Source organism: Empedobacter sp. UBA7248, from assembly GCF_002472945.1.
Taxonomy (GTDB): domain Bacteria; phylum Bacteroidota; class Bacteroidia; order Flavobacteriales; family Weeksellaceae; genus Empedobacter; species Empedobacter falsenii_C.
The window spans coordinates 1-26,514 of sequence record NZ_DKSU01000009.1 but is presented as its reverse complement, the minus strand read 5'-3'; the positions used below and the strand labels follow the sequence as shown (position 1 = coordinate 26,514).

Annotated in this window: 24 protein-coding genes, 1 rRNA gene and 1 riboswitch; of the genes, 12 read left to right on the top strand and 13 right to left on the bottom strand. The window is 30.9% G+C overall.

Translation table 11 applies throughout. From position 1 onward, the window contains the following. Positions 1-6: 6 nt before the first annotated feature. Positions 7-1,197: an MFS transporter gene (locus tag B4A23_RS09980; protein ID WP_135835084.1), complete on the bottom strand. Its 1,191-nt coding sequence runs from the start codon at positions 1,195-1,197 to the stop codon at positions 7-9. Positions 1,198-1,491: 294 nt separating this feature from the next. Between B4A23_RS09980 and B4A23_RS09975 the strand changes: the two genes are divergently transcribed. Beyond that, positions 1,492-2,367 (top strand): AraC family transcriptional regulator, encoded by an 876-nt coding sequence (locus tag B4A23_RS09975; protein WP_291119538.1) that lies wholly within the window; start codon positions 1,492-1,494, stop codon positions 2,365-2,367. Positions 2,368-2,460: 93 nt separating this feature from the next. Further along, positions 2,461-4,410, top strand: a complete 1,950-nt coding sequence (locus tag B4A23_RS09970; protein ID WP_180904737.1) for an oleate hydratase — start codon at positions 2,461-2,463, stop codon at positions 4,408-4,410. Between the two features lie 157 nt (positions 4,411-4,567). On the opposite strand, the gene B4A23_RS09965 is transcribed toward B4A23_RS09970, so the two are convergent. From B4A23_RS09965 to B4A23_RS09950, 4 genes are all read right to left on the bottom strand, one after another. After that, positions 4,568-5,014, bottom strand: coding sequence for a hypothetical protein (locus B4A23_RS09965; RefSeq protein WP_180904738.1), 447 nt, complete (start codon positions 5,012-5,014; stop codon positions 4,568-4,570). A 202-nt stretch (positions 5,015-5,216) separates the two neighbouring features. Beyond that, positions 5,217-6,050, bottom strand: coding sequence for a hypothetical protein (locus B4A23_RS09960; protein ID WP_291119534.1), 834 nt, complete (start codon positions 6,048-6,050; stop codon positions 5,217-5,219). 80 nt (positions 6,051-6,130) lie between these two features. Beyond that, the gene (locus B4A23_RS09955; RefSeq protein ID WP_291119956.1) at positions 6,131-6,337 is read right to left on the bottom strand and encodes a helix-turn-helix domain-containing protein; all 207 of its coding nucleotides are present in this window, start codon (positions 6,335-6,337) and stop codon (positions 6,131-6,133) included. A gap of 558 nt (positions 6,338-6,895) precedes the next feature. Next, positions 6,896-7,537, bottom strand: coding sequence for a DUF6266 family protein (locus tag B4A23_RS09950; protein WP_291119531.1), 642 nt, complete (start codon positions 7,535-7,537; stop codon positions 6,896-6,898). Positions 7,538-7,949: 412 nt separating this feature from the next. Here B4A23_RS09950 and B4A23_RS09945 point away from each other — a divergent pair, with 412 nt between their 5' ends. Beyond that, positions 7,950-8,846 carry a DUF4145 domain-containing protein gene (locus B4A23_RS09945; protein ID WP_291119528.1) on the top strand — a complete coding sequence of 299 codons (897 nt, stop codon included), beginning with the start codon at positions 7,950-7,952 and terminating at the stop codon, positions 8,844-8,846. A 42-nt stretch (positions 8,847-8,888) separates the two neighbouring features. On the opposite strand, the gene B4A23_RS09940 is transcribed toward B4A23_RS09945, so the two are convergent. Beyond that, positions 8,889-9,683 (bottom strand): alpha/beta fold hydrolase, encoded by a 795-nt coding sequence (locus B4A23_RS09940; protein WP_180904741.1) that lies wholly within the window; start codon positions 9,681-9,683, stop codon positions 8,889-8,891. Between the two features lie 718 nt (positions 9,684-10,401). Then, a riboswitch (SAM-I-IV-variant riboswitch) is annotated at positions 10,402-10,496 on the top strand. A gap of 48 nt (positions 10,497-10,544) precedes the next feature. On the opposite strand from B4A23_RS09940, the gene B4A23_RS09935 reads away from it, so the two are divergent. The 5 genes from B4A23_RS09935 to B4A23_RS09915 all read left to right on the top strand — a co-directional run bounded on the left by B4A23_RS09935 (position 10,545) and on the right by B4A23_RS09915 (position 13,918). Continuing rightward, on the top strand, positions 10,545-11,150 hold the full coding sequence (locus B4A23_RS09935) for a hypothetical protein (protein ID WP_291074650.1): 606 nt from the start codon (positions 10,545-10,547) through the stop codon (positions 11,148-11,150). Positions 11,151-11,198: 48 nt separating this feature from the next. Then, entirely contained in the window at positions 11,199-11,621 is a 423-nt protein-coding gene (locus B4A23_RS09930) for a PaaI family thioesterase (protein WP_291119525.1), read from the top strand. Then, entirely contained in the window at positions 11,618-12,148 is a 531-nt protein-coding gene (locus tag B4A23_RS09925) for a DUF4269 domain-containing protein (RefSeq protein ID WP_291119522.1), read from the top strand. Before B4A23_RS09930 ends, B4A23_RS09925 begins: the two co-directional genes overlap by 4 nt. A gap of 88 nt (positions 12,149-12,236) precedes the next feature. Beyond that, on the top strand, positions 12,237-12,923 hold the full coding sequence (locus B4A23_RS09920; RefSeq protein WP_291074653.1) for a VOC family protein: 687 nt from the start codon (positions 12,237-12,239) through the stop codon (positions 12,921-12,923). An 80-nt stretch (positions 12,924-13,003) separates the two neighbouring features. After that, complete coding sequence (locus tag B4A23_RS09915; RefSeq protein WP_038337191.1) at positions 13,004-13,918, top strand: AEC family transporter; 915 nt, start codon at positions 13,004-13,006, stop codon at positions 13,916-13,918. Positions 13,919-14,033: 115 nt separating this feature from the next. Here the strand turns inward: B4A23_RS09915 and B4A23_RS09910 are convergent, their stop codons facing one another. Continuing rightward, positions 14,034-14,780, bottom strand: a complete 747-nt coding sequence (locus tag B4A23_RS09910; RefSeq protein ID WP_291074654.1) for a dienelactone hydrolase family protein — start codon at positions 14,778-14,780, stop codon at positions 14,034-14,036. An 80-nt stretch (positions 14,781-14,860) separates the two neighbouring features. Here B4A23_RS09910 and B4A23_RS09905 point away from each other — a divergent pair, with 80 nt between their 5' ends. After that, positions 14,861-15,277: a DUF2007 domain-containing protein gene (locus B4A23_RS09905; protein WP_291074655.1), complete on the top strand. Its 417-nt coding sequence runs from the start codon at positions 14,861-14,863 to the stop codon at positions 15,275-15,277. A 57-nt stretch (positions 15,278-15,334) separates the two neighbouring features. Here the strand turns inward: B4A23_RS09905 and B4A23_RS09900 are convergent, their stop codons facing one another. The 3 genes from B4A23_RS09900 to B4A23_RS09890 form a co-directional block, all read right to left on the bottom strand. Further along, the gene (locus B4A23_RS09900; protein WP_115001184.1) at positions 15,335-16,333 is read right to left on the bottom strand and encodes a beta-ketoacyl-ACP synthase III; all 999 of its coding nucleotides are present in this window, start codon (positions 16,331-16,333) and stop codon (positions 15,335-15,337) included. Between the two features lie 176 nt (positions 16,334-16,509). Further along, a complete protein-coding gene (locus tag B4A23_RS09895; protein WP_038337196.1) occupies positions 16,510-17,403 on the bottom strand; it encodes a helix-turn-helix domain-containing protein in 894 nt (297 codons plus the stop codon). Positions 17,404-17,504: 101 nt separating this feature from the next. Further along, on the bottom strand, positions 17,505-18,431 hold the full coding sequence (locus B4A23_RS09890; protein WP_291119520.1) for a 2-hydroxyacid dehydrogenase: 927 nt from the start codon (positions 18,429-18,431) through the stop codon (positions 17,505-17,507). Between the two features lie 140 nt (positions 18,432-18,571). Between B4A23_RS09890 and B4A23_RS09885 the strand changes: the two genes are divergently transcribed. Further along, positions 18,572-20,599 (top strand): M3 family metallopeptidase, encoded by a 2,028-nt coding sequence (locus tag B4A23_RS09885; RefSeq protein WP_291119517.1) that lies wholly within the window; start codon positions 18,572-18,574, stop codon positions 20,597-20,599. A gap of 56 nt (positions 20,600-20,655) precedes the next feature. On the opposite strand, the gene B4A23_RS09880 is transcribed toward B4A23_RS09885, so the two are convergent. Beyond that, the gene (locus B4A23_RS09880; RefSeq protein WP_291119514.1) at positions 20,656-21,999 is read right to left on the bottom strand and encodes an ammonium transporter; all 1,344 of its coding nucleotides are present in this window, start codon (positions 21,997-21,999) and stop codon (positions 20,656-20,658) included. Positions 22,000-22,211: 212 nt separating this feature from the next. After that, the gene (locus B4A23_RS09875) at positions 22,212-22,736 is read right to left on the bottom strand and encodes a GNAT family N-acetyltransferase (protein ID WP_291119511.1); all 525 of its coding nucleotides are present in this window, start codon (positions 22,734-22,736) and stop codon (positions 22,212-22,214) included. Between the two features lie 100 nt (positions 22,737-22,836). Between B4A23_RS09875 and B4A23_RS09870 the strand changes: the two genes are divergently transcribed. Together B4A23_RS09870 and B4A23_RS09865 are read left to right on the top strand one after the other, a co-directional pair. Beyond that, positions 22,837-25,419 (top strand): flippase-like domain-containing protein, encoded by a 2,583-nt coding sequence (locus B4A23_RS09870; protein WP_291119508.1) that lies wholly within the window; start codon positions 22,837-22,839, stop codon positions 25,417-25,419. Further along, complete coding sequence (locus tag B4A23_RS09865) at positions 25,409-26,113, top strand: AcvB/VirJ family lysyl-phosphatidylglycerol hydrolase (RefSeq protein ID WP_291119505.1); 705 nt, start codon at positions 25,409-25,411, stop codon at positions 26,111-26,113. The genes B4A23_RS09870 and B4A23_RS09865 overlap by 11 nt, the downstream gene beginning before the upstream one ends. A 228-nt stretch (positions 26,114-26,341) precedes the next feature. Here B4A23_RS09865 and rrf read toward each other — a convergent pair. Beyond that, positions 26,342-26,449: ribosomal RNA gene (gene rrf / locus B4A23_RS09860) — 5S ribosomal RNA — on the bottom strand. Between the last annotated feature and the right edge of the window lie 65 nt (positions 26,450-26,514).

The window sequence follows — 26,514 nt, the reverse complement described above, 5'->3', positions numbered from 1 at the left end:
TTTCAATTAAATTGTTTGAGGCTTATTCTTAAATTTCAGCATGTAAATGGTTCCCAAAAGACAGATAAATGCCGAAACATAAATCACCATCGGAATGCGATCCAAATAATCCTGAAAATACCAACCTGCACACAATGCTCCAAGTCCTATCCCCGCTTCCATCGCGATATACATAGTTGCCATAGCTTTTCCACGTTCATCAGGTTTACTAAAATCTATCGTCCAAGCATTTAGTGCAGGAGAAAGAATTCCGGTTGAAATTCCATACATCAAACCACCTAAAATCAACCCTATTTTTGCATCAATAGAAGCTAAAAGTACCAATGCAACAATCAATAAAACCAATCCTAATTTTATCACCAACACACGCCCTTTTTGGTCAGATATCTTACCTGCAAAGAAACGAACCATCATCGATGATATTGTAAATACAATAAAGAAAACACCTTTATTTTGAAAACCTAAATGTTCGGTCCAATCTGGAATTAACGTCAATATAGAACCATAAGCGACATAAGAAAGAAACGTAATCAACGCCGCTGGTAAAGCTTCTTTTGCAAAAACATCTTGTTTCGAAATCTTTAGTAATCCGAACGAAAACTTCTGTTTGTTTTGTAAGGTTTCTTTCATATTGAATAAAATCAATATTGACAATAATGCAAAAAACGAAGACGTAAAAAACATCACATTAATCGATGAATATAATGTAATTGTACTTCCCAATGCAGGTCCAATTGCCATTCCGATACTGAAACAAATTCCGTGCAAGCCCAATGCTTCGCCCCAACGTTCGCGCGGAATAATATCCGCAATGTAAGCTGCTGTTGCAGTAGGTTTAAAACCTGTCGAAAAGCCGTGTACTAATCTCAAAAATAAAAAGCCTGAAACGGTTGTTAAAACAGGATACAAAATTCCGCATACAAAACAGACAATAGAACCAACTGCCATGATAGGCACACGTCCCACTTTATCTGTTAATTTCCCACTAAAAGGTCTCGAAATTCCCGCAGTCAGTGTAAATAATGCAATAATAAATCCTTTGTATTCTGCTCCTCCCATACTACTTAAATAAGCTGGTAACTCGGGAATCATCATATTGAAACTCGCTGAAAACAACAACGAACTCAAACACATTAAAATAAAATGGAGATTATAAACGGGATCTGAATTTAATTTTTTCTTGATGGCAGAAAACATAACGGATTTTTTGCAAAGGTAATTTATCTCAACCGAAACAAACTACACAATTAGAAAAGTATTACTTGTTACAAAAAAACGCTTAAATCATTCAACATTGTTACTCGATAGTTCACTGATTATATTAATTAAATTTCCTATTTCTGAACTACTAAGATGATGTGAAAATAACTTCTACATTAGAATACAGTTAAAATACCTTATTGTATTTAATTACTTACTAAACAATTCTTATTTTAGCTTTATCAATTCTACTACCCTAAAAAACGATCTAACCAACTATTATTTTCAAGCATGAAAAACTATGAAAATCTAAAAGAGACCTTGTCTTTTTATGGCGTAAATTGTAATAAACTATATTATATCTCATCAGGAAATCCAATTTTTGCGTTTCCTGAAAGATCATTTCGAATCGACTTTTATGCATTTTGTATTTGTTTATCTGGCTCAATAGAAGTTGAGATAGATTCTCAGAAATATTGTATTACTCAAAATGAATTCTTAATTTCTGCTCCATCTACTGTTTTGAAAATTTTAGATACCAGCTCTAATTTCAGAATGAAATTGTTATTTTTTGAGAAAAATTTTCTCCTTAAAAACATTTCTAATCCTTTCTTTATTGATAAACTTAATTTGTTTACACATCAAAACTTTACAGTTTGTAAGGCAAATAAAAAAGAAGCGAATAATCTTTTTATGCTAATCAATTATCTTCAAGAGCAACGAGAAAGAAATGTTTTGTTCTTAGAAGATATTATTCGATCGATTATTTTCACTTTACTACTTGAATCTGCCTCTATAATTGCTGAACAATATTCAAAAGAAAATAAAAATCATTCTCGCGAAATCAACACTCTATTTTGTAAGTTTACACAACTTGTACAAGAAAATGTTATCGCTCACAAAGACGTACAGTTTTATGCAGATCAATTATTTATTACAAATAAATATTTGATTCACCTTGTAAAAAAAGCAACTAAGAAAACTCCACATGTTATTATTGACGAATATTTATTAAAAGAAGCATATGTTTTACTTGGCTATTCAGAGAAAACAATTGTCCAAATAGCATTAGATCTAGGTTTCAACTCTTCTTCATCTTTTGGTCGGTTTTTTAAAAAATACACTTCTATTTCACCTCAACAATATAGAAAACAACAACATATATAAAAAAAGAAATTTGGGATACAAATGACGAATTTCGGGATACTTTAGAAAAATAATAAAGCGTAATTTTATTCTAGAATCTTAAAATAAATAATTATGAATAAAGTTACTTCAAAATTTGACAACGTTTTAAATCATTCTACTATCTACGGAAATATTGATCATCAACCAGATGCGAGTAAAGAAACACCAAGAAACACTCCAGAAAAATCTTATCCTTTCTCTGATCAAATAGGAAATTACCAACGCAATAAAGGAATTCCTACAAAATCTTATAAGGACAGTAAGGTATATATTGTAGGAAGTGGTATTGCAGGTTTAGCTACTGCTTATTATTTTATTCGAGACGGACATTTCACTCCAGAGAACATCACATTTATAGAACAACTTCAGGTCGAAGGAGGTTCGTTAGATGGAGCTGGAAATGCAAAAGATGGTTACATAATTCGAGGAGGTCGAGAAATGGATTGTACCTACGAGAATTTATGGGATATTTTCCAAGACATTCCTGCATTAGAGTTACCAGAACCTTATAGTGTTTTAGACGAATATAGATTAGTAAATGATAATGATTCTAATTATTCTATTGCACGTTTAATTCATGAAAAAGGGAAAGTAAAAGACTTTAGTAAATTTGGTTTGAATAAGAAAGATCAATTAGCTATTATCAAACTTTTGTTGAAGAAAAAAGAAGAATTGGACGACATAACGATTGAAGATTATTTTAATCAATCTTTCTTAGAAAGTAATTTCTGGACATTTTGGCGTACAATGTTTGCCTTTGAAAATTGGCATAGTTTACTAGAGTTCAAATTATATATGCATCGCTTTTTACATGCGATTGATGGTTTAAATGATCTTTCTTCATTGGTATTTCCTAAATACAATCAATACGACACTTTTGTTACGCCATTAGGTAAATGGTTAAAAGAAAAAGGAGTAAAAATTCAGTTAAATACACTAGTTAAAGATTTAGATTTATTAATTAATACAGAAGGAAAAGTAGTCAAAGGAATTATAACAGAACAAGATGGACAAGATGTAATTATTCCTGTCACACCAAATGATTATGTTATTGTAACTACTGGTTCCATGACAGAAGATACTGCGTATGGAGATAATACAACAGCTCCAGTCTTAGCGATAGATAATAATACAAGTGGTCAAAGTGCAGGATGGAAACTATGGAAAAACCTTTCTGCCAAATCTCCTATTTTTGGTCGTCCAGAAAAATTTTGTGGGAATATTGAAAAATCTTCATGGGAATCTGTTACTTTAACTTGTAAACCTTCTGCGTTAGTAGAAAAACTAAAAGAATATTCTGTTAATGATCCATATTCAGGTCAAACGGTTACAGGCGGAATTATTACCATTACAGATTCTAATTGGTTAATGAGTTTTACGTGTAATCGTCAACCACATTTTCCTACACAACCAGATGATATTTTAGTTCTTTGGGTTTATGCATTATTTATGGATAAAGAAGGAAACTACATCAAGAAAACAATGCCTACTTGTACAGGAAACGAAATCCTAACAGAATTATGTTATCATTTAGGAATTGAAGACCAAATAGACGACGTTATAGAGAATACAATCACTCGTTCTGCTTATATGCCTTACATCACATCTATGTTTATGCCTAGAGCAAAAGGAGATCGCCCACAAGTAGTTCCAGCTGAGTGTAAGAATCTAGGTTTAGTTGGTCAATTTGTAGAAACCAATAACGATGTAGTTTTCACAATGGAAAGTTCTGTTCGTACCGCACGTATTGCAGTTTATGAATTACTTAATTTAAATAAGCAAGTTCCAGACATTAATCCATTACAATACGACATTCGTCATTTATTAAAAGCAACTAAAACGTTGAACGATGATAAACCATTTATGGGTGAAGGTTTATTGAATAAAGTTTTAAAAGGAACTTATTTTGAACATATTCTACCTATTGGATCAGATTCATCACAAGAGGAAGAAGAAAAAGAATCTTTTCTATTAGAACAATTTGGTAAATTCAAAGAATGGGTAGGACATTTTAGAGGTTAAAATCACCCTCAATTCAATCCTGAATACCAATACTATAAAACCAATAAAAGCTTCTAAATCTTTAGTGATTTAGAAGCTTTTTGAGTATTACTATATTTTTTTCTATTTAAAAACTATACCAGCTTTTATTAATAAATAATTAGCTATAGTGATATTATTATTGAATTATTAAAGGTTTTATTTCAAATTTTGATTCAATATTTTCCTTTAATTTTAGAAATTCTGTTGTATTCATAATATGCAAATCAACATCAGTTAATCCAAATGGTCCATTTTTCTCAGTAATATATAGTCCATTTTCAAGCTCAATTATTGCTTTCTCCATTTCATCAAGTTCATTTTCGAAATATTTAAAATGATAATTAATGATTTTTAAATTTAAAATTAATTCTATTGCTTTAGATTCAACTTTCCTTGCTAATTCAAACTTTTTTAAAGTTTTACTTTCATTCCATTCTTCTGTTGGAAAGTAAGGAATTTGAATTACTTTATCATTATCAATTTTTATAAAAGACTCAAACTCCTGTAATCCATACTCATTTTCTGGGTTATAGCAATATTTTATTTCGGTTATAATTTTTCCAATACTATCAGTCAGGGTCATTTTACAAAATTAAACTTAACAATATTTCTTTACAAAAATAAACAAAATCAGTTTTACAAAAAAGTTGTCATTTCTGCATTTCATTCAACAATACCCCAATATACACACTATCTCAACCACTCCCAACACCTCATAAAAAAAGCTCTTATCAAAGAGCTTTTTGGGATATTACTAGCTATAATTTGTAAAATTATTACGAATGTTATCGGTTTGATATTGTTTTCTTACTTCTACCACGATATAAAATCAGTAATTTATTCAAACTTCTTATATCCGTATTATAATCGTCAATTAACAAACGTTCTGCACCATCTGGGTGATAATAACTTAAGTAATAACTCGTATGTTTTCCTGAACTTTTGCTAATGGCTTCTTCATTATAAATATCGTCCCAACTATAAAAATCTGTTGATATTGTTTTAATTCCTTTGTCATTAATTATGATTTGAGGTTCTTTGTTAGTTGCCTCTTTATAGTTCTTGTAAGCACAAAACGCACCTGCAATAGAAAAAATAGAACCAACAGTATAACTATGATCTATTAGAAGCAAATAGACACCAAAACCAAAAGAGATACACATAATCGCCATCTCAACAAAATTTTTACCTTTTGCATAATAAATAATTGTTTCGTTAGAAATCGTCAAATCATCTTGAAAAACATCTTCTTGATTGAATTTATTTGACAGCGTATTTAATTTTTCTACGTCTTTTGTAGTACGAATTTCTGTCTTTCCGAAAATACTATTGTCTGAGCAAATTAATTTTTCTTGAATTGCTCGTTTCTTTAGTTCATGAATATTTCTAACATTCTCAAAAGCCCAAATTCTCCATTTCGTAATCATAAAACTCCACCATAACCAACTAACAACCATTGCAAAGATAAAACCAACAGGAAATCCCCAAGTAGGAATAAATTTTTGGCTACCTAAATAAAATGTAATTCCAAAAATCCCAATGGTAATTGCTAAAACAGGATAAGTAATCATTCTATGTCCTTTTGAAATAGCTTCGTCAACTGTTACAGTTTCGTTCATAATTTTATCTAAATTTTATCTACAAAACTAATAAACAATATACCAAAATACAAAAACTACCCCCACAAAAAAAGCTCTTATCAAAGAGCCATTTGGTTAAAAAACTGTTTTGGATAATAGAATTTATTTCCAAACTTAATATAAGGAATCTTATTCGCTTTCCTCATCCGATACAACGTTTTGTCACTCACGTTAAGCAAACTTTTTAGGTCTGCATTATCATAGAATTTCTGACTTTCTTCTAACAGTAGAAAAGTTTTTTGGAATTCTAGTAGTAGGAGTTTCATATCCTTTAATGCCTCTCCATCATTTTGTGAAAATAAATCATTTTTCATATATTTAGTTAGGGTTAGGACTAACCAATTTACAACATAAACATATAATAACCAAATATTTACAAAACAATAAACATTCCTCTACGCATAACCAAACTATCTCTTTTCCTCTCGTAGAGTACTCAAATCGATTGTGTTAGATAATAAACCAGTGGATAATTGGACAGTTTTAGGATTAAAACCATTAATATAAGTAAGGTTCTGTCAGAGTTTTACACCAAGCATAAAGTTCAAAAGATAATATATATCCACTTTCCAAAAAAATAACCACATAGAGACATAGAACCAAATGATTTTGCGTTGAAATTAGTTGCTTATCTATTTGTATTTTCAACTAATCTTTACAAGTCATCATTGTCAAAACTATGTCTCTATGTTGTTAAAATAAATTTGAACAACATCTATAAAACTCTATTTTCGATACAATTTCTCTTCACTTTTCTACGCCGTTAATCAGAGTATTGTACCGAAAAATTACTCCAATCAACGAACTGCATTTCACAACTAAACTTACACAACTGTATGCTCGCCAAGATAGATACTAGTACTCGCCATTGTCTTCGTTTCACTATTCAGAAACGCCCAAAAGTTAACCTTTTTGCCATTGTAATACGTTGGTAAAGCAATATCTATAATCATAGAATTACGAGTCTCAATATTTTGAAACACTTCGAACGAATTTAGTTCTTCGCAATAGCAAACAACATTCACAAGATCTGTTGGTAGCGCATTACCTTTTCCAGAATTATCTTCCCAATTCATTTGGAAAGTATCCCCACCAGCCGTATCTATCGTAGGTTGAAAAAAGCCAACCAAATCACCTTTTGATACCAATACACGCTCCAATACAATAACAGGCAAATCATTCACCATTTCCAATGCATTGCTCAGCGTATAAGACGTTGCAATGTTGTAGCGCGATTTTAGCCCAACTCTATTCCCAAAATACAGATTAAGAATAGGACGAATTGGTTGCAAGAAACCAATCACTTTTTTGAATTTGATCTGTTGCATCAGCTGCAAATCAGTAGGTCGCCTTTTCGATTTTTTTGGTAAACTGCGAATAATGTCCTTACCGCGCCAATTAACGCCTACTACAGTTCCCACTTTTCCTGAGAATCCACCAAGGATTCCTTTTTTAATTTCTGCCATAACTGGAAGTTTTTATTGTTAATATTCATAAAGTTAGCAACAGAAACAACACCATTTACAAAAACCCAATTTTGTGTCCACATTTGTCCGCTTCTGTCCACATTTGTCCACTTTTGTCCGGTTGCTTTTTATTCAATAATAGTATTGTAGCAAAATAAAAATCTCGCTAAACCTCTATTCATCATAGGTAGATAAGATTCGTATTTTTAGTCAATTTTTAGCTTGTTCGACCATCGTTCGACCATTGTTCGACGAATCTTCGGAAAAACGGCATTCTCGTCGAAGAACGGTCGAAGAAAACACGAATGAAACTGGGAAGAAATTTGTGAAATTGTAGTTTTACAATAATGGGTTTGATTGTGATTTTTTGATATATTTGAGTAGATAAATTTTGATAAACAAAATAAAAACTATGAATAATAATTCTAAAAAACTATTTTGTCGTAATTGTAAAGGAGACAGAAATCACACATATTTACATAAAGTTATAAAAAATGGCAACTCGGAAGATGGATACTTTCAATGGTCTAATAAATATTTTATTACACAATGTGAAGGTTGTGAAACAATTTCATTTCTACATTTATATGGTGATTCAGAAATGCATTATGAAAACGATTATAATGAAATTGAATATTTTGAAGATGAATTTATATATCCCCCTTATTTAAAAAATGGTTCTGAAATTTCTTATAAAAGATATCTACCTAACAAAATAAAAGAAATATATATCGAAACTATAAACGCTTTTAAAGTAAATGCTTTAATACTAACAGCAGGAGGATTAAGAGCTACAATAGAAGCTATATGTAATTTTTTAAAAATAAAAAAAGGAAGTTTGGAAGAAAGAATAGATTTATTGAATCAAAAAGGGCATTTAACTATTAGTGAATCAAAAAGATTACATTCAATCAGATTTCTTGGAAATGATGCTTTACACGAAATTGAAACTCCTAAAAAAGAACACCTACAAATATTGCTTGATATAATCAACCATTTATTAACAAATTTATTTATAAATGACAAAATCCTTAAAGATAAAATTGAAACTGTCATTGATGAATATGATGATTTTATTAAATTAATTCAGAATAAAATTGAAAAAGAAATGACTAATAAAGAATTGAAACTAAATAATATTTTAGGTAAATCTAAAAGAGTTATTCAAAAAAATAAATTAGCAGAACTAGAAAAAAAATTAATAGAAAACATAAATAATGGTTCAGTAGATTTTTTAATATATAATGAAGATACTTCGTCATATAAAATAACTAAATTACCATCTAATTATTTTAACTTTATTTCTTAAAACTTATATTTAAAAAAAGCTCCTTCACAGGAGCTTTTTGGGTTATGCGACATTATTGATAAACTCTTTTTCGAGGATGCCGTCTACTATTTTTTCTACCTCATCGATATTGGCTTTCAATAATTCGTTGTTTTCTATTTGTTCTATTTCATGAAACTGCACATGTTTGTTAAACTCTTGCAGTTTGGCGTAATAACGTTTCAATTCTGCTTTATTGAACAAGTTTCCGTCCTTCACATAAATCACATGTATCTTCGATTTGATGTATTGTGAAACTTGCAATATATCACCTCTATTGCGTGATATATCTATAGAATAGAAAATAGATTTCAGGTATTCGCTTTTGGCAGTTGGCTCTTTTACCAACCAATCTGTAGTCTTAGGACTTGCTGCTATCGGAATAATATTCAGCACCTTATTCGGGAACAAACATGCCATTTCCCACGCTAATCCTCCACCTAAGTCTGCACCAATAATGGCAAAAATCTCGTCTACTTCCAATTCAAATAACGTCAACCAAAACAACACCGCTACATCGCGTGCTGTAATGTGATCGCGTGGAATATAGTCGTACTTTATGGTTTGGGAAACGCCATTTCCAGGAATATCTATACAGATTACCGTATACTCATTAAGATCAATTGCTTTGTTTTTTCCCATGACCCCATCCCAATGATAGGTACAATCTGAATCTCCGTGTAAGGAATGGTTAATCAAAATGACTGGAGCTGTTCCTAATGGAAGTCCAAAAAGTTGAAATGTTACCGAAACATTGTTTAAGATTGTGTTGTCCTCTAAGGGCCAAACTGGGATCGTTAATTGTTGTAAACTTTGCATTGTTTTTAATTTTATATGGGTAATTGTTGTTTTTGTTCAAAAAAAATCCCCATCGAAACTTGACGGGGAAACATAAAATATATTAAAAAATAAAATCTCTTTTTAGTATACATGACTTTCCCACGTCTGGATATTCCAAACCTGTTTGCGAATCGACATATATAAGCACGTAAACTTCATTTTTTAATTACTTTGTTATTCAAATGTATAAAATAATTTTCGGCAAACAATTAAAATTATCTTAATTATTTGTAAAATTTTCTAAATCTCTATTTATAATAGCGAATTCGAAATATCTCTTGTTGAGAAAGCTTAGATTCTTCATTCCGCTAAAGCTCCATTCTGAATGACATTTACTGTCATGTTGAGCTTGTCGAAACATCTTCTGTCACCCTGAACTCGTTTCAGGGTCACATCTAATTTAAAATACAAAAGTTTTAACCACATAGAGACATAGGTTTATAGTTTACAACTAGAGACGAATAGATATACAATAGTTTTCATCTACGATGAAAATACTATGTTTGAAATACTGACTTCTATATAAAATCTTCTATTACGATCTATCTATGTAATAGAATATTAAAAAACAAATCAAGTAATTATTCAAAACTTTATTCTTGAAACAAAACCCTATTTAGAATAAAATTCTAAATAATCGTTTTAAAATAAAATTATTAGAATAGATTACTAGATATTCAATTTTTTATGTAGTTTTACATCGTATTTCGAATCGTAGAAAACGATACCAACCGAGAGGAGTCTCCACGGTGGTAAAACAATACGGGAGTTCATCCAAAAACAACGAAAAATCCCCTATTATCGAAATACAATAATTGTTTTATTTTAACTATTTATTGTATGTCACAAAACATTTCTGAGCTTAATTTAGCTCCTATATCAGATGAAAAACTGGTCGATTTTATCAACCAACAATTGCCTATTACAGTTCCTGCGCTAAAAGATCATATTATCGAAGAATTCAAGAGAAGAGGTTTGGATTATCGTCATCTATACAATGTAAAAACAGATGAATTGAATATCAAACTTCCGCTTAGTTTGATTGATGGTTGCTTGTTCGAGCGTAATATTCCCAAACCGCCTTTGGTAGGTAATTTCTACGCTGTTGTACATAGATTAAGAAACTTTTTGCAACATAGCAAAGAATTGAACGGAAAGCGTCTTAAAACGTTTCATTATATCTTCGATCAACTTTATTTACCTTATGAATTGATTGATATTATTTCGGAAGATGATGTCAAAAATCTAACTGAAGATGATGTATTTATTACCTTCAAAAACTCGAAACAACATTTCCCGAACGATAAGATTATCAATAAAATTCCGAAAAATAATTTATTGATTACCGTCGACAAAGGGAATTATTACCGCGGTTTGGATAAAGTAATTTTGTCGCATCAAAATACAATTATCAGAGAAGAAAACTTGAATAACGTAACTGCATAACTGAAATTGCTTTCGACAAATCTCTATATTTGTTGAAAGCAATTTTATATGACGCCAGAAAAAAGAGAATTAGTAGAAGCAAGTTTTAATCGTTCGGAAACCTTAAAATTTTATAACGCATCACTTATTGAATGCGAAACAGACTATGTTTCGATTAAGATTCCGAAACAAGAAATGATGACACGTAAACATGGAATGTTTAATGGTGCTATGATTGCTTCTTTAGTTGATGTTTCATCTGGTTATGCTGCTGTTTCTCACTATGACGACGATTGTTATGTGATAACAGTTGAGTTAAAGGTGAATTATTTGCGACCTGCTTTGGGTGATTATTTACTATCAAAAGCCTATGTGATAAAAGGCGGAAAAAAAATTAGTACCATACGCACAGAGATTTTTGTAGTTGACGAAACAACGAACAAAGAAACGCATGCTGCTACTTCTTTGGTAACTATGATGAGAATAAAATGATGCAAAATTTTCTTACCATTGATTATTTAGAACACGGAAATGAAATACAACACAATGTGTTTCATTTGTTGCGCAATCATCAAATTTTAGAAAAACTTGACGAATACAAACCTATTGTAGTAGGTACAATTCCCATTGAAATCAATATTGAAAATAGTGACATTGATATTATTGGTGAAACGTCTAATTTTGAAAAGGCCGCAAATCATTTATCAAAGAATTTTTCTCATCATATTGAATTCAAAATCGATCAATTAACAAACAATAACGAAATTTGTTTGACGTGTAATTTTAGAATTGATACGTTTGAAATTGAGATTTATTTAGAGAATAAGATTCCAACCGAACAAAATGCCTATCGACATATGCTCATTGAGGCGAAACTACTTGAAAAATTTGACGAGTCATTCAAAAACAAAATCATCGAACTTAAAAAGAATGGTTACAAAACTGAACCTGCTTTTGCAAAAGTTCTTGAGTTAAAAGGTAATCCATATCTCGCCTTATTGGAGTATGAAGTAGATTAAACAGTTTTCTTATAACGCGATTAATTAAATCAATTCAACTTGTTACTTTCTTCTTTTTTGTTGATTTACTTTTATAAAAAATCGCAGAATGAAAATAAGAGAATTACAATTGTTTACAAATGAGTTAGAAAAAACGAAATCATTTTATACGACTATTTTAGCTTTTGATTTAATTGAAGAAACCGAAAATCAGTTTAGCTTACAAGTTGGTTGGACAAGATTAACTTTTATAAAATCGGACGAAGAATATATTTATCATTTCAGTTTTTTAGTTTGTAAAAATCAATTCGAAAAGGCATTTGATTGGATACAAAATAAAACTAAAATCCTAAACACCAATACTGATCAACATATTGCAAACTTCGAAAATTGGAATGCACAATCTTTTTATTTCTATGACGGAAGTAGAAATCTTGCTGAGATGATTACACATTATAATTTAGCTTATGAGAACGATGCAGAATTTGATCAACATTCTATTTTAGGAATTTCTGAAATTGGTTTACCTACAACTGATATTGAAGCTACCAATCTGGTATTAGAAGAGAAAACAACATCTAAATTCTGGAAAGGAGATTTTGAAACTTTTGGTACTAATGGCTCAGATGAAGGGAAAATATTATTACCAAATTACTTTATTAAAACAACTTGGTTTCCTACAACTGATACAATAACTCCTACTCCATTTACAGCTATTTTGGAAAATGAAAATTGTTATTCAAAAGTAATTTTCAATAATAATAAATTAAATATATCTAATCTTGCCATTTTATAAAAAATAAGCATTGAATAAAAAGTGATATCTTAAGGGTAAAAAAAAATGGGATTGTAACTTTGCATTCCAAATATCTAAAAATGGTAAACTTTATATTAATCGCAGTCTGCATAATCGCCGGAATGGTGTTTAAAGCAACAAAATCTATACATCCTGATGCACATAAAGGGATCAATACGTGGATCTTATATTTGGCTTTACCAGCAGTCTCGTTTAAGTATTTACCAAAAGTAGAATGGTCGCAAGAGATGCTATTCCCTATCTTTTCGACTGTCATTATTGCCGTTGGAAGTTTGTTTTACATGAAATTCTACAGCAAAGCAAAAGGCTATTCGGAGCGTTCGAGAAGAACATTGGAATTGGCAAGCGGCTATAGCAATACATCTTTTATTGGTTTCCCTTTGATCTCAGCATTTTATGGAGAAAAATATTTAAGTATTGCGATTATTTGTGATCAAACCATGTTTTTGTGCTTATCAACCATCGGAATAGTTTCTGCATTAAAAGGAGGAAGCAATGGATCTGGAGCAATAGATTCTAAATTTATCTTGAAACGATTATTTACTTTCCCTCCATTTTTAGGTTGTATTAGTGCATTGATTTTATCTCAATTTATCGACTTATCTCCTGCAGAACCATTCTTCGACAAATTAGCTGCAACCGTAGGTCCATTGGCTTTATTTTCGGTTGGATTGCAATTAAAGTTTAATGGTTGGAGAAAATTATGGTCACAAATTTCGATGTCTATGGTTTACAAATTAATGATTGCACCTGCAGTTGTAATGCTTTTAGCCATCGTAATTGGAATAAAAGGTGATGTAGCTAAAATCTCTATTTTTGAAGCTGCTATGCCTACTTTAGTGACATCGAGTATTATTGCGGAACAATTTAAACTCAACACCAAACTAACCAATTTGATTATTGGAATCAGTATTATTGTAGGCTTTTTTACAGCTGCTTTTTGGTATGAAATGATACAATTGTTTATTCAGTAGATTTACATATTACGGTTTTTATTAAAATTGTATCGAGAATTAAGATAAATTTTATCTTCTAAAACCTTATTCTCGATACAAAACTCTAAAAAGAATCTCACTCGAATTGACGGTTTTATTTCAATACTTCTTCTAAAAACAATAATGTATGTTGCCAAGCTCTATCTGCCATTAATTTATTGTAATCAGGTGATTCTGGATTGGTAAACGTGTGTTTTGAATTTGCGTAAGTTATCATTTGCCAATCAGTTTTTCCTTCGTTCATTTCAATTACTAAATTCGAAATATCTTCGGGTTTTACAGATTCATCTTCAGCAGGATGTTCAATCAAAACTTTTGTTTTAAGAGGAATATTTTTTCGAGCCGAATCTTTTGCTAATCCACCATGAATAGAAACAACGCCAACAACAGCTAATTGTGCACGAGCAGCTTCTAATGCGCCTGTTCCTCCAAAACAATAACCAATTACAGCAATTTTACTTGGATCTGCACCAGCTTTGATTAACTCTTTCAACGCCAAATCAATTCGTTTTTGATAAGCTGCATGATCAGACTTATATTTTCCTGCTATTTTAGCCGCTTCCGCATTATCTTTCGGATTGTTTCCTTCTCCATAAATATCTGCAACAAACGCAATATAACCTTCTTTTGCTAAATCTATTGCGGCTTTTTTTGCTTCGTTATCAGCTCCTTTCCAAGCAGGTAAAATCAAAACTCCTGGACTTTTCTTTGTTATATTATCGGTTATTAAACCGTTCAATTTTTGCGAACCATCTTTATAAGCAACTTGTTTTAGGTTTTGCGCATGTGTCGTATTCATCATCAATACAATTAAAAATAAACATTGAATTACATTTTTCATCTACTAAAAAATTTAAGACATTAAGATAAAAAGAACTAATTTTATATCGGATATTGAATTGAATATTTAACACAATTAGCATGGAACTTATTACATTAAAAACATTTGAAAACCCTATTGAAGCACATATTTTACGTTCAAAATTAGAAAGTGAACAAATTGATGCTTTTGTTTTTGATGAACATTCGGTTGGGATGAATCAGTTTTTATCGAATGCAATTGGTGGTGTGAAAGTAAAAATTAAGAAAGAAGATACTGATCGCGCCATGAAAGTTTTAGAAGAAATTGATGCTTCAAATTACACCAATGATTTGGATGAAATTCTTGTTTGTCCAAAATGTGGAAGCAATGAGTATTACAGCAATTACAAGTCAATGAAAGGTGGAAAAGGCTTACTTTCTTTATTATCTTCTATCATATTTTGGGTCTACCCTATTTACTATAAAAATGTGTTCAAATGCAAGAAGTGCGGTGAAGAATTTAATGGTTTACAATAAAAAAAGAACGACAAGAAATTGCCGTTCTTTATGAACAAAAATATATGATTTTATTGATTAAATTGTCCAACGCAATAAGCTTGCTCCCCAAGAGAAGCCTGCGCCAAAGGCTGTCAACATCAATAAATCTCCTTTCTTTAATTTTGATGTATTTTCCCAAATACACAACGGAATTGTCGCTGCAATTGTGTTTCCGTAATTCTCAATATTGATTAAAGTTTTACCTTCTTCAATATTAATTTCATTACCAACAGCGTCAATAATTCGTTTATTTGCTTGATGCGGAACCAACCAATTTACATCTTCTACAGAAAAATCGTTGCGTTTCAAAACATTAACACACGTATCACTCATCGATTGAATTGCATTTTTGAATACAATTTTTCCATCTTGTCTAATGTAACGTTTTTCATCAACCAACAACTGTGAACTCGCTGGATACAAAGAACCACCTCCTTCTATATTCAAAAATTCTTTTCCAGTTCCGTTACTTTGTAACAAAGCATCTAAAATTCCTTCTTCGTTTGTAGGCTCTAACCAAACCACTCCTGCTCCGTCTCCAAACAAAATATTTGTCGAACGATCTTTGATGTCTACATACGCACTGATTTTATCAGCTCCAATGACCAAAACATTTTTGTAACGTCTACTTTCAATCAACGAAGCGCCCATGTCCAACGCATATAAAAATCCAGAACAAGCTGCATTCATATCAAATGCCCAAACATTCTCTATTCCTAACTTTTCGCATACAATATTTGCTGTAGCAGGCATCAACATATCTGGTGTAGAAGTCGCAACAATCAACGCATCAACATCTTTGATGTCTTTTTTGTATGTATCAATTAAATTCTGAATTGCACTAACCGCCATATCAGAAGTCGCTAAACCTTCCTCTAAAATACGACGTTCTTTAATTCCCGTTCTTTTTACAATCCATTCATCAGAAGTGTCTGTAATCTTTTCTAAATCGGAATTAGTTCGTTTATTCTCTGGCACATAACCACCGATTGCTGAAATATGTGCAAATATTTTTTTTGTAAAATCTACCACCATAAAATTCTTTTCATTCAAATTTCATGTATCGATTATCTACTAAAAGACGCATCAATTAAAATTTGAGCAACAAAGGTCTATCCAATTTAACAAATTAGTTAGCGAAATAAACGTAATAATATGTCAAAAAGACGTTTTTAGAAAGTTTTCACATTTGCATTGATTTACATCAATTATTAGTTAGAAGCGATGAAAGTTGTAGGCGAAACACCTGCATAATTTTTGAAAAATTTACTAAAAACTGAGGTGTCTATAAAATTTAATTCTGTCACAACATCAGAAACACTATATTTTGGGTTCTTTAGCAAGACCTTTGCTTCTAGCACAATGGCTTCGGCAATGATTTGTTTGGGTGATTTATTAAAGACTTCAACGATGATTTTGGTTAAATGCTTACGACTTATAAACATTTCATCTGCATAAAACTGTACATTACGCTGACGACGAAAATGAGTTGAAACTAAATACAAAAACTGTTTAGCTAATTCCTCCTTTCTGACTTCTTTCGTAGTACTTTTCGCCATTACAGCTTGGTTGTAGTAATTTCCCATCTCGTACATCAAGACTGAAAAATGATGTAAAACCAAATCTTTTGCAAAGATATTTTCGTTCTTGATAGTATATTTACTAATCTTGTTCAAATTGTAGCGCATATCACGTACAATCTTTTTATCTAAAGAAATGATTTTAGGATATTTAGATGACAAAAATTCTACTAAATTATTGGATTTCACGTGAAAACCAGCTTCAATAATCAAATCTGAATCAATGAAGATTGCTTGAACGGCAAAATCAGCCGAATGCTCTATAATCTCGAACAACTGACCTGGAAGAACCACAATAATATCATCACGTTTGATTAACGTTGGTTCTAAATTCACCGTGATTTCACATGTTCCTGCAGTAATTAAAATCAACCCAAGCGACGTAAACTTATAAGGTTTTCGTTTTACAAAATAATAATTGTTTTCAGGACCTACGTCAAAGATTGCTAACCGACGATCGGTTGCTTCTTCTTTGTAAGTTCTTAAAATATTATCAATTGAATAAAGTTGAATATAATCACTCATTTTTAGCTTTTATTTTTTCGAATACAATGTTAAAAGATTTTTTTGACAAGTAAAAACACAAATGCGTCTTTTTAACAAAATCTTACGTCATTTTGGTATATCTAATATCCTCTTTCTAATGAAACTTCATTCAATAAAGTCTCGTTATTTTTCATTTTATTGTAGTTATCTGCAACTTGTTTTAGAGCTGTTGTTGCATTTGTAACACTCGCAATATGAGGTGTTACATAAACATTTTCATTCGTCCAAAAAGGATGATTTTCAAGTAAAGGTTCTTCTATAAAAACATCTAAATACGCCTCTTTTATTTGTTTTTCTTCGATTGCAATTAATAAATCCTTTTCGAACAAATGTGCTCCACGACCAACATTAACCAAAACTGTATGAGCTGAACATTGTGCAAAAAAGTCTTTGTTCAAAATACCTTCTGTATCATCTGTCAAAGGCAAAATATTGACAATAAAATTAGTATTAGAAATCGCAGCATTCAAGCCTTCTTTTCCTGAAAAAGATTCTACTCCATTTATATTTTTAGGCGAATTCGACCAACCTTTGACTTGAAAACCTAAAGCAACAAATTGCTCCGCTACTAACTTTCCGATTTTACCTAATCCTAAAATAGTAATAGTTGTTTCCTTGATATTTTGATAAGTAGTAGGCTTCCACTCTGTACGAACTTGATCTTTATAATACGTCAACAAATTTTTCATTGAAGTCATAACACAAGCCAAAACATGTTCAAACATTTCTTGCTTCAATGCAGGATCAACAATACGTGTCACTTTTATTGAATCTGGAATTTTGGTATGCAATAAATGGTCAATTCCTGCTCCAACAGATTGTACAACTTTTAGATTTGGAAATTCAGCCACATAATTTTTGTGCGGTTTCCAAGTTGCAATAAATTCTACATCATCTGGATTTGAGATATTTGGATAAACTTCAACTTTCGTATCTGGCAACAATTCTTGTAAATTTCTTTGCCACTCTTCTGTTGGTTTTTGATTGAATATTAACGCTACACTCATAATTGATTACTTTAAAACAAATGTAAATAACTCTAAATTAATCACACATTAAATTTGACGATTTGTCAGATTTCTTACATTTGGATTAGAATTTGAAAGAGTTCAAACAAATATATTTTAACTAAAAAAATACACTATAAATGGCAAATCCGTTATTAGAAAAATTTGAAACACCTTTTGAAAGTGCTCCTTTTTCTAAAATCAAAAATGAAGACTACAAACCTGCTTTTATCCAAGCAATTGAAGAAGCAAAAGCAGAAATAGATGCAATTACTGCGAATCCTGAAGCGCCAACTTTTGCAAATACAATTGAAGCAATGGAACTTTCTGGTGAAAAATTAGGACGAATTTCTTCTATTTTCTTCAACCTTAATTCTGCTGAAACGAATGATGAAATTCAAGAAATTGCACAAGAAGTTTCGCCTTTATTATCTGAATTTGGGAATGATGTTCGCTTAAATCAAGATTTATTTGAACGAATTAAAGTCGTTTATAATCAAAAGGATTCGTTGAATTTAACCGATGAACAAGCTTATTTATTAGAAAAAAAATACAAAGGTTTTTCTAGAAATGGTGCAAATCTAAACGAAGAAGACAAAAATAAATTACGCGAAATTGACAAACAACTTTCGATGTTATCATTGCAATTTGGACAAAATGTATTGGCAGAAACTAATGCATACGAATTGATTATTACTGATGAAAATGATTTGAAAGGTTTACCTCAATATGCGATTGATCAAGCGAAAGCTAATGCTGAACAAAAAAATCACGAAGGTTGGTTGATTACGTTGCAAGCCCCAAGCTATATTCCGTTTATGCAATATGCAGAAAATCGTGAATTAAGAGAAAAATTGTTTAGAGCAAATGGTATAAAAGCTTATCAAAATAATGAATTTAACAACGAAGAAAATGTCAAAAGCATTGTAAAACTTCGTCACGAACGTTCTAAAATATTAGGTTATAAAACGCATGCTGATTATGTTTTGGAAGAACGTATGGCAAAAACACCTACGACAGTTTTAGATTTCTTGAATGATTTATTAACGAAAGCAAAACCGTTTGCAGAAAAAGAAATTGAAGAATTAACTGCATTTGCAAAAGAAATTGATGGGATTGAAATATTGCAACGTTGGGATCATGCGTATTATGCTGAAAAATTAAAACAGAAAAAATTCAGTCTTTCTGACGAAGAATTGAAACCTTATTTTCAGTTAGAAAATGTGATTGAAGGAGCTTTTGATGTAGCAACAAAATTATATGGAATTACGTTTAAAGAAATTCACAACATAGATAAATACAACGATGAAGTAACAACTTATGAAGTTCTAGATAAAAATGGAGCGTTCTTAAGTTTATTGTATGCAGACTTTTTCCCGCGAGCAGGAAAACGCCCTGGTGCTTGGATGACAAGTTATAGAGAAGCTTCTAATGTGAATGGAAATACCAAACGTCCGCACGTTTCGATTGTTTGTAATTTTACAAAACCAACGAAAGACACGCCATCTTTATTGACATTTCAGGAAGTAACAACATTGTTCCACGAATTTGGACATGCGCTACACGGAATGTTACCAAATACAACGTACGAAAGTCTTTCTGGAACAAATGTTTATTGGGATTTTGTTGAATTACCCTCTCAATTTTACGAAAACTTCTGTTACGAACCAGAAGCTTTAAAATTATTTGCAAAACATTATCAAACAGGAGAAATTATTCCGCAAGAATTAATTGAAAAAGTAAAAGCTTCTTCAAGTTTTATGGAAGGTTATCAAACTGTTCGTCAATTGAGTTTTGGATTATTGGATATGGCATATCATGCGAATGATTTGGCTGAAATTAATGATTTACAACAATTTGAAAAAGAAACGTTCAAACAAACAGAGTTGTATCCAGAAATTGATAAAAATATGATGAGTACTTCATTCTCACATATTTTTCAAGGTGGATATTCATCTGGTTATTATTCATATAAATGGGCCGAAGTTTTGGATGCAGATGCCTTTGCATTTTTCCAAGAAACTGGAATTTTCAATCCAGCAACAGCTCAAAAATTCTATAAACTTTTATCATCTGGTGGAACAGTAGAACCGATGAAACTGTACGAAGAGTTTAGAGGTCATAAACCAACAGCAGATGCTTTATTAAAGCGTGCTGGATTAATATAAACTGAAAATCCGACTACTTAAAAGTAGTCGGATTTTTTTATAATACTATTGTTTAATTAATGCAAACTTTCCTCGTGTTGCGACAAATCTAACCCTTCGAACTCCGCTCTATCACTCACGCGCAAGTGAATCATTTTATCTGTAATATAAAATAAAGCAATCGCACCGAAAAAAGTAAATAACGAAACGAGCAACAAAGCAATCATATGATGTGCAAACACGTGTACCCCGCCATGTAACAAACTCGCATTTTCTCCATGTGCAAAAATAGCTGTCAAAATCATTCCCATGATTCCCCCGACTCCATGACATGCAAAAACATCTAGAGTATCGTCAACTCTTTTTAATACTTTCCAATGAACCATTACATTTGAGACAATAGCAGTTATAAAGCCAAAAAATATACTTTCAGGAATTGTAACAAACCCACAAGCTGGAGTGATTGCTACTAATCCAACTACAGCCCCTATACAAGCTCCCATAGCAGAAACGCTACGACCATTAATTCTATCAAAAAGTATCCATGTCATCATTCCTGAAGCAGAAGCAATTGTTGTTGTTCCGAAAGCTAAAGCTGCTGTGGCATTTGCTCCCAAAGCTGAACCAGCATTGAAACCAAACCATCCGAACCATAACATTCCTGTTCCAAGCATAACAAATGGAATATTTGCAGGTTTGTGTTCTCTGTTTTTACGTTTACCTATCACCAAAGCTCCTGCCAATGCTGCAAATCCTGCACTCATATGAACAACAGTTCCTCCAGCAAAATCTTTAACTCCAAAATATTTATTCAATAAACCTTCTGGATGCCAAACCATATGACAAAGCGGTGTGTAAATGATTAAGCTAAATAAAATCATAAACAATAAATACGAAATAAAACGTACTCTTTCGGCAAAAGAACCAGTTACAAGCGCTGGTGTAATGACTGCAAATTTCATTTGAAACAATGCAAATAGAACAAATGGAATTGTAGATGCCATGTCTTTGTGTGGAAATGCTCCGACATGATTAAAAAATGGATAACTTAAAGGATTACCAATAATTCCGTAATGTTCTCCATTTATTGTGAAACCAATTGATTCACCAAAAGACAGTGAAAACCCAACTACAACCCACAAAATCGAAATCACACCTAAGGCAATAAAACTTTGCAACATGGTAGAAATAACATTTCGTTTACCCACCATTCCACCATAAAAAAAAGATAAACCTGGCGTCATCAATAACACCAATCCTGCAGCTGCTAAAATCCAGGCGACATCTGAATTTACAATATTTTCTTCACTAAGGAATTCTCCTGTATTTGGAATATCTACAACTGGTTTCCAAAATAATCCAGCTAATGCAACTAGTGTTATAATTGCAAAAGCTACTTTCCATTTTAATCCAACTTTCATAAGTTTTTAATTTTAACCCTATCAAAATTAGATTATTTTTAAATAAAATCATTTATTTTCAATCACACCCTATAAAAATTAGGGGTTAAAATATTAATTTTACATTTTAAACATAATTACCCTATGTAAATTCATAAAAAAAGATTCCTTTTTTGGAATCTTTTTATCAATTTGATTATTTAGTTTTTGTAAATTCTATCTGAAATCTTCAATCATGTTAAATCCTGAATAATTTTCTGAAAAGCTTTTCTTGGACTTCCATTAAAAAAAACTTCGCCACAATAGTGATAACCTAACTTTTCAAAAACACGCAACATTCCAATATTATCAAAGTTGGTATCAACTTTTATATTCTGTATTTTCTTTGTAATTGCTATTTTTTCAATCTCATCCATCGTCCAAGTTCCTAAACCTTTCATCTTAACATCTTGTGCAACAGCCAATCGATGTATGACGATATATGGATCATCATTCAGCCATTTTCCTTCAATTGCTGTATAAGCTGGTTCTATTTCATCAATAATTGCGACGTAACCAATGATTAGATTATCATCATTTTCAATTACATAACCAAAACCATTTGAGATATCATTTTTCACAACATCTAGATTTGGATAACCATTTTGCCATTGATCACTTCCTTCCTCCTTTCTTTTCTGAATCGCTTGTTGCAAAATTTCCCAAATTCTATCTGCATCATTCAAAATAGCTTGACGTAAATTTAATCCAGTCTCCATATCTTATTTTTATTTTCAATATAAGAGATTTTTAAGCAAATCATAAGTTTTGATATTTAATTTTTTAATAAATTGAAGTAATAAAACTAACTATCCCAACATGAGATTTCCAAAATCTATAAAATATGTAAAAATACCTTGGCAACAAGTTTTAGCAATACTTATTTTATTACTCGCATTTGTATTTTTTAGAAGCGAACGCAAAGAAATGATGCAAATTATTCCGAGTATCCAAAGCGCAAAACCTATTTGGCTGTTGATCGGTTTCGGAATTACGCTTCTCTATATTTCGCTACAAGCTGCAATGTATATCACAAGTTTCAAAGCAGTTGGTTTACCTCTTAAATTTTGGGACGCTGTCAATTTATTTCTCAAACGAAATTTTATCAGTGTTTTTTTACCAGCGGGCGGAATTAGTTCTTTGGCTTATTTACCCAAACAAATCAAAAAACAACAATTTGAAACAAATAAAATCATTCAGGCAAGTTCTATTTATGGTTTTATTGGATTATTAACGGTTTTCATCATTGGCGTTCCCATCATTATTTATAGTATTTACGTCAACAAATACTTTAATGACTCATGGATATCATTAGTTATTTTGGGCATAATTTTAATTTTGGTTTATTTCATTTATAACTCATTCAAAACCAAAAATAAATTCTATCAAATTATAGAAAATAAATTTCCAAAGATTACGAAAGAAATCAATCCAATTTTTGAAGCTTCTTTGAACAGAAAAAATATTAATCTCACGATTCTAATTTCGACAATCATCGAAATTACTGGGATTTTACATGTCTACATCGCAATGTTAGCGTTAGGCATTCAACCCACTTTTGATGCGGCAGCTTTGGCATATACGATTTCTGTTTTATTGATGATTATTTCGCCATTTTTGAGAGGTTTGGGCGCTGTAGAATTTACGATGGTGTATATTTTAACACAATTCGGTTATTCTCATAACCAAGGTTTAGCTACAACTTTATTGTATCGCGTTTTCGAATTTTGGCTGCCTTTAGGTTTTGGATGTTTAAGTTTTATGTGGCGTGGAAGAAAACTATTTGCGCGAATTTTTCCTGCTGTTATGATTTTTACATTAGGAATGATTAATATAATTTCAGTCATCACTCCTCCTCTTGCAGAACGTTTGCATTTCGAAAAATTATATTTACCAACCGAATTCATGCATCTTTCAAAATTGATGATTCTATTTGTTGGAATCGCTTTACTGATTACATCATCTTATCTCATCAAAGGATTAAAATCTGCATGGATTTTTGCTTTAATATTTGCTATACTTTCCTTTTTCGGAAATATTTTCAAAGCATTGGATTACGAAGAAGCTGGATTCGCATTTTTGACCATCGTACTATTAATTTACAGCAGGAATCAATACCCATTGAAAACAAATTTGAAACGATTAAGACAAGGATTCTCGATTTTCTTATTGGCATTTTTTGCGATTTTTATTTTCAATGTTTTAAGTTTTTATTTCATTGATAAACGACATTTTGGTGTAGATTTCTCTTGGAATCAAGCTTTTTATTATACATTTCAAAACTTCTTATTATTCAGCGAAAACAATTTAGTTCCGAGAACAACCTTTGCCAAAGATTTCAAAGACATCAATATCTTTTTTGGATTTAGTTCTTGGATATTATTGATTCTAGCATTTTTTAGAGCTAAAAATTATAACACAAAAGATATTCAGGATTATGAAGAAGCAGAAGAAATTGTCGAAAAATATGGAAATTCAGCATTAGATTATTTTAAATTAATAGATGATAAAACACTTTATTTTTCTTCAACCATTGATGGTTTTGTCGCGTATAAAATCGGTTTAAATTTTGCTATTGTTTTGGATAATGTTGTTTGTGATGCAAAGTATAAATCAGATTTAATTTCAGAATTCGAAAATTATTGTAAAACAAAAGGTTTGAAAACTGCTTATTATCGAGTTTCGGAAAATGATTTAATTGATTTCAAAAAGTTTAAAAAACAACATTTATTAATTGGACAAGAAGGAATTATTGAGGTTGATTCCTTTAATCTTCAAGGAAAAGAACGTAAATCGATGCGAAATGCATTGAATACTTTAGAGAAAAAAGGTTTTAAAACAGAGGTTATTCTACCCCCTTTGACAGAAGAATTTTTAAATGAAATTGAATTTGTTTCAAATGAGTGGTTAAAGGAATTTGATAAAAAAGAAATTGTATTTGCTGAAGGAAAATTTGAACGTGAAATTTTACAAAATCAGACTATTATTACGCTGAGAAATGAAGAAAATAAAGTAGTAACATTTCTGAATGTGATACCAGATTATGCAAAAGATGAAATGACTTACGATTTGTTTCGAAGAACTGTCGATTCGCCAAATGGTAGTATGGATGCAGTAATAATTGCATTAATTAATCACGCCAAAGAAAAGCAAAAGAAATACATCAACATTGGTTTAACTCCATTAGCTGGTTTAGATAAACCAAATAATATTGCAGAACAACTAATGAAATTTGCTTATCAACGAATTGGGACGTTTAAACAATATCAAACAATGCGCGATTTCAAAGAAAAATACGCCAATTATTGGATAAATAAATACATCATTTATGCTAATGAAGTGGAACTTCTTCAACTTCCACAAGCGTTAAATAAAGTTATGAAACCTCAAGATGAAAACTAAATATTTCATATTATTTGGATTGATTATCACTACAATTGGTTTGTATATCATACGTACAAAAGGAGATGATATAGATATCAAAGATCCTTTACCGCTTAAAATATGGGAGAATAAAAATGAAACTAAACCTATCTTGTTTTATTTAAGTGGAGATGCTGGATTAGGACCTTTTTCAAAATCAATTTGTAAAAATCTTTATCAGAAAGGTTATGATATTTATGCATTAAATTCTAAAGTTTATTTTTGGAACGAGAGAGATCCTAAAAAAACGGCAGAAATATTAAGTCAATTTTTAGAAGAAAAGTTCAAACATCACAAAAATCAAGAAGTTGTATTTATTGGCTATTCTTTTGGCGCTGATGCAATTCCATTTATTATCAATCAGTTTCCTACAAAAACTAAAGACAGAATTCATCAACTTATTCTTTTAGATCCGTATGAAACTGCTGATCTTGAGATTCATTACAAAAATTTAATTTTTGAAAATGTAAGCGGAAAATGGAATACAATTCCAGAAATTAATAAACTACCTAACTTACATTTATCTATTATTTTAAGTGATTATGGAAAAAATTATCCCTTTAATAAAATTACTTTAACCAATAAAAATATAATTTCTTTGGGTGGTAATCATCACTTTAACCGAAATTATCAAAAAGTAACTGAGACTATTATCAAGCAACTAAGTAATTAATCATTAAATAAGAAAATATTCATTTAACATAATTACATCTTAAAATGTTCGGAATTTTTTTGATTTAAAATCTTCAAGCTCTCTTTTAATTTGTTAATCGTAGAATAAGAATGAAACTTAATCCTGATATTTAGTTGAATGATTTAAAAATTATCATAATACTTTCTAGTTAACTAAAAATTTAAAACATAAAAAACCTCAAGAAATAAATCTTGAGGTTTGAATAAAAACTGGCGATGACCTACTCTCCCGCAATAGCAGTACCATCGGCACTGAAAGGCTTAACTTCTCTGTTCGGAATGGGAAGAGGTGAGCCCTTTCGTAATAATCACCCTAATATTTTTGTATTTTTAATTAGGTTTACATCCTAATGATTCGATAAAAAAGCCTCAAGAAAATAA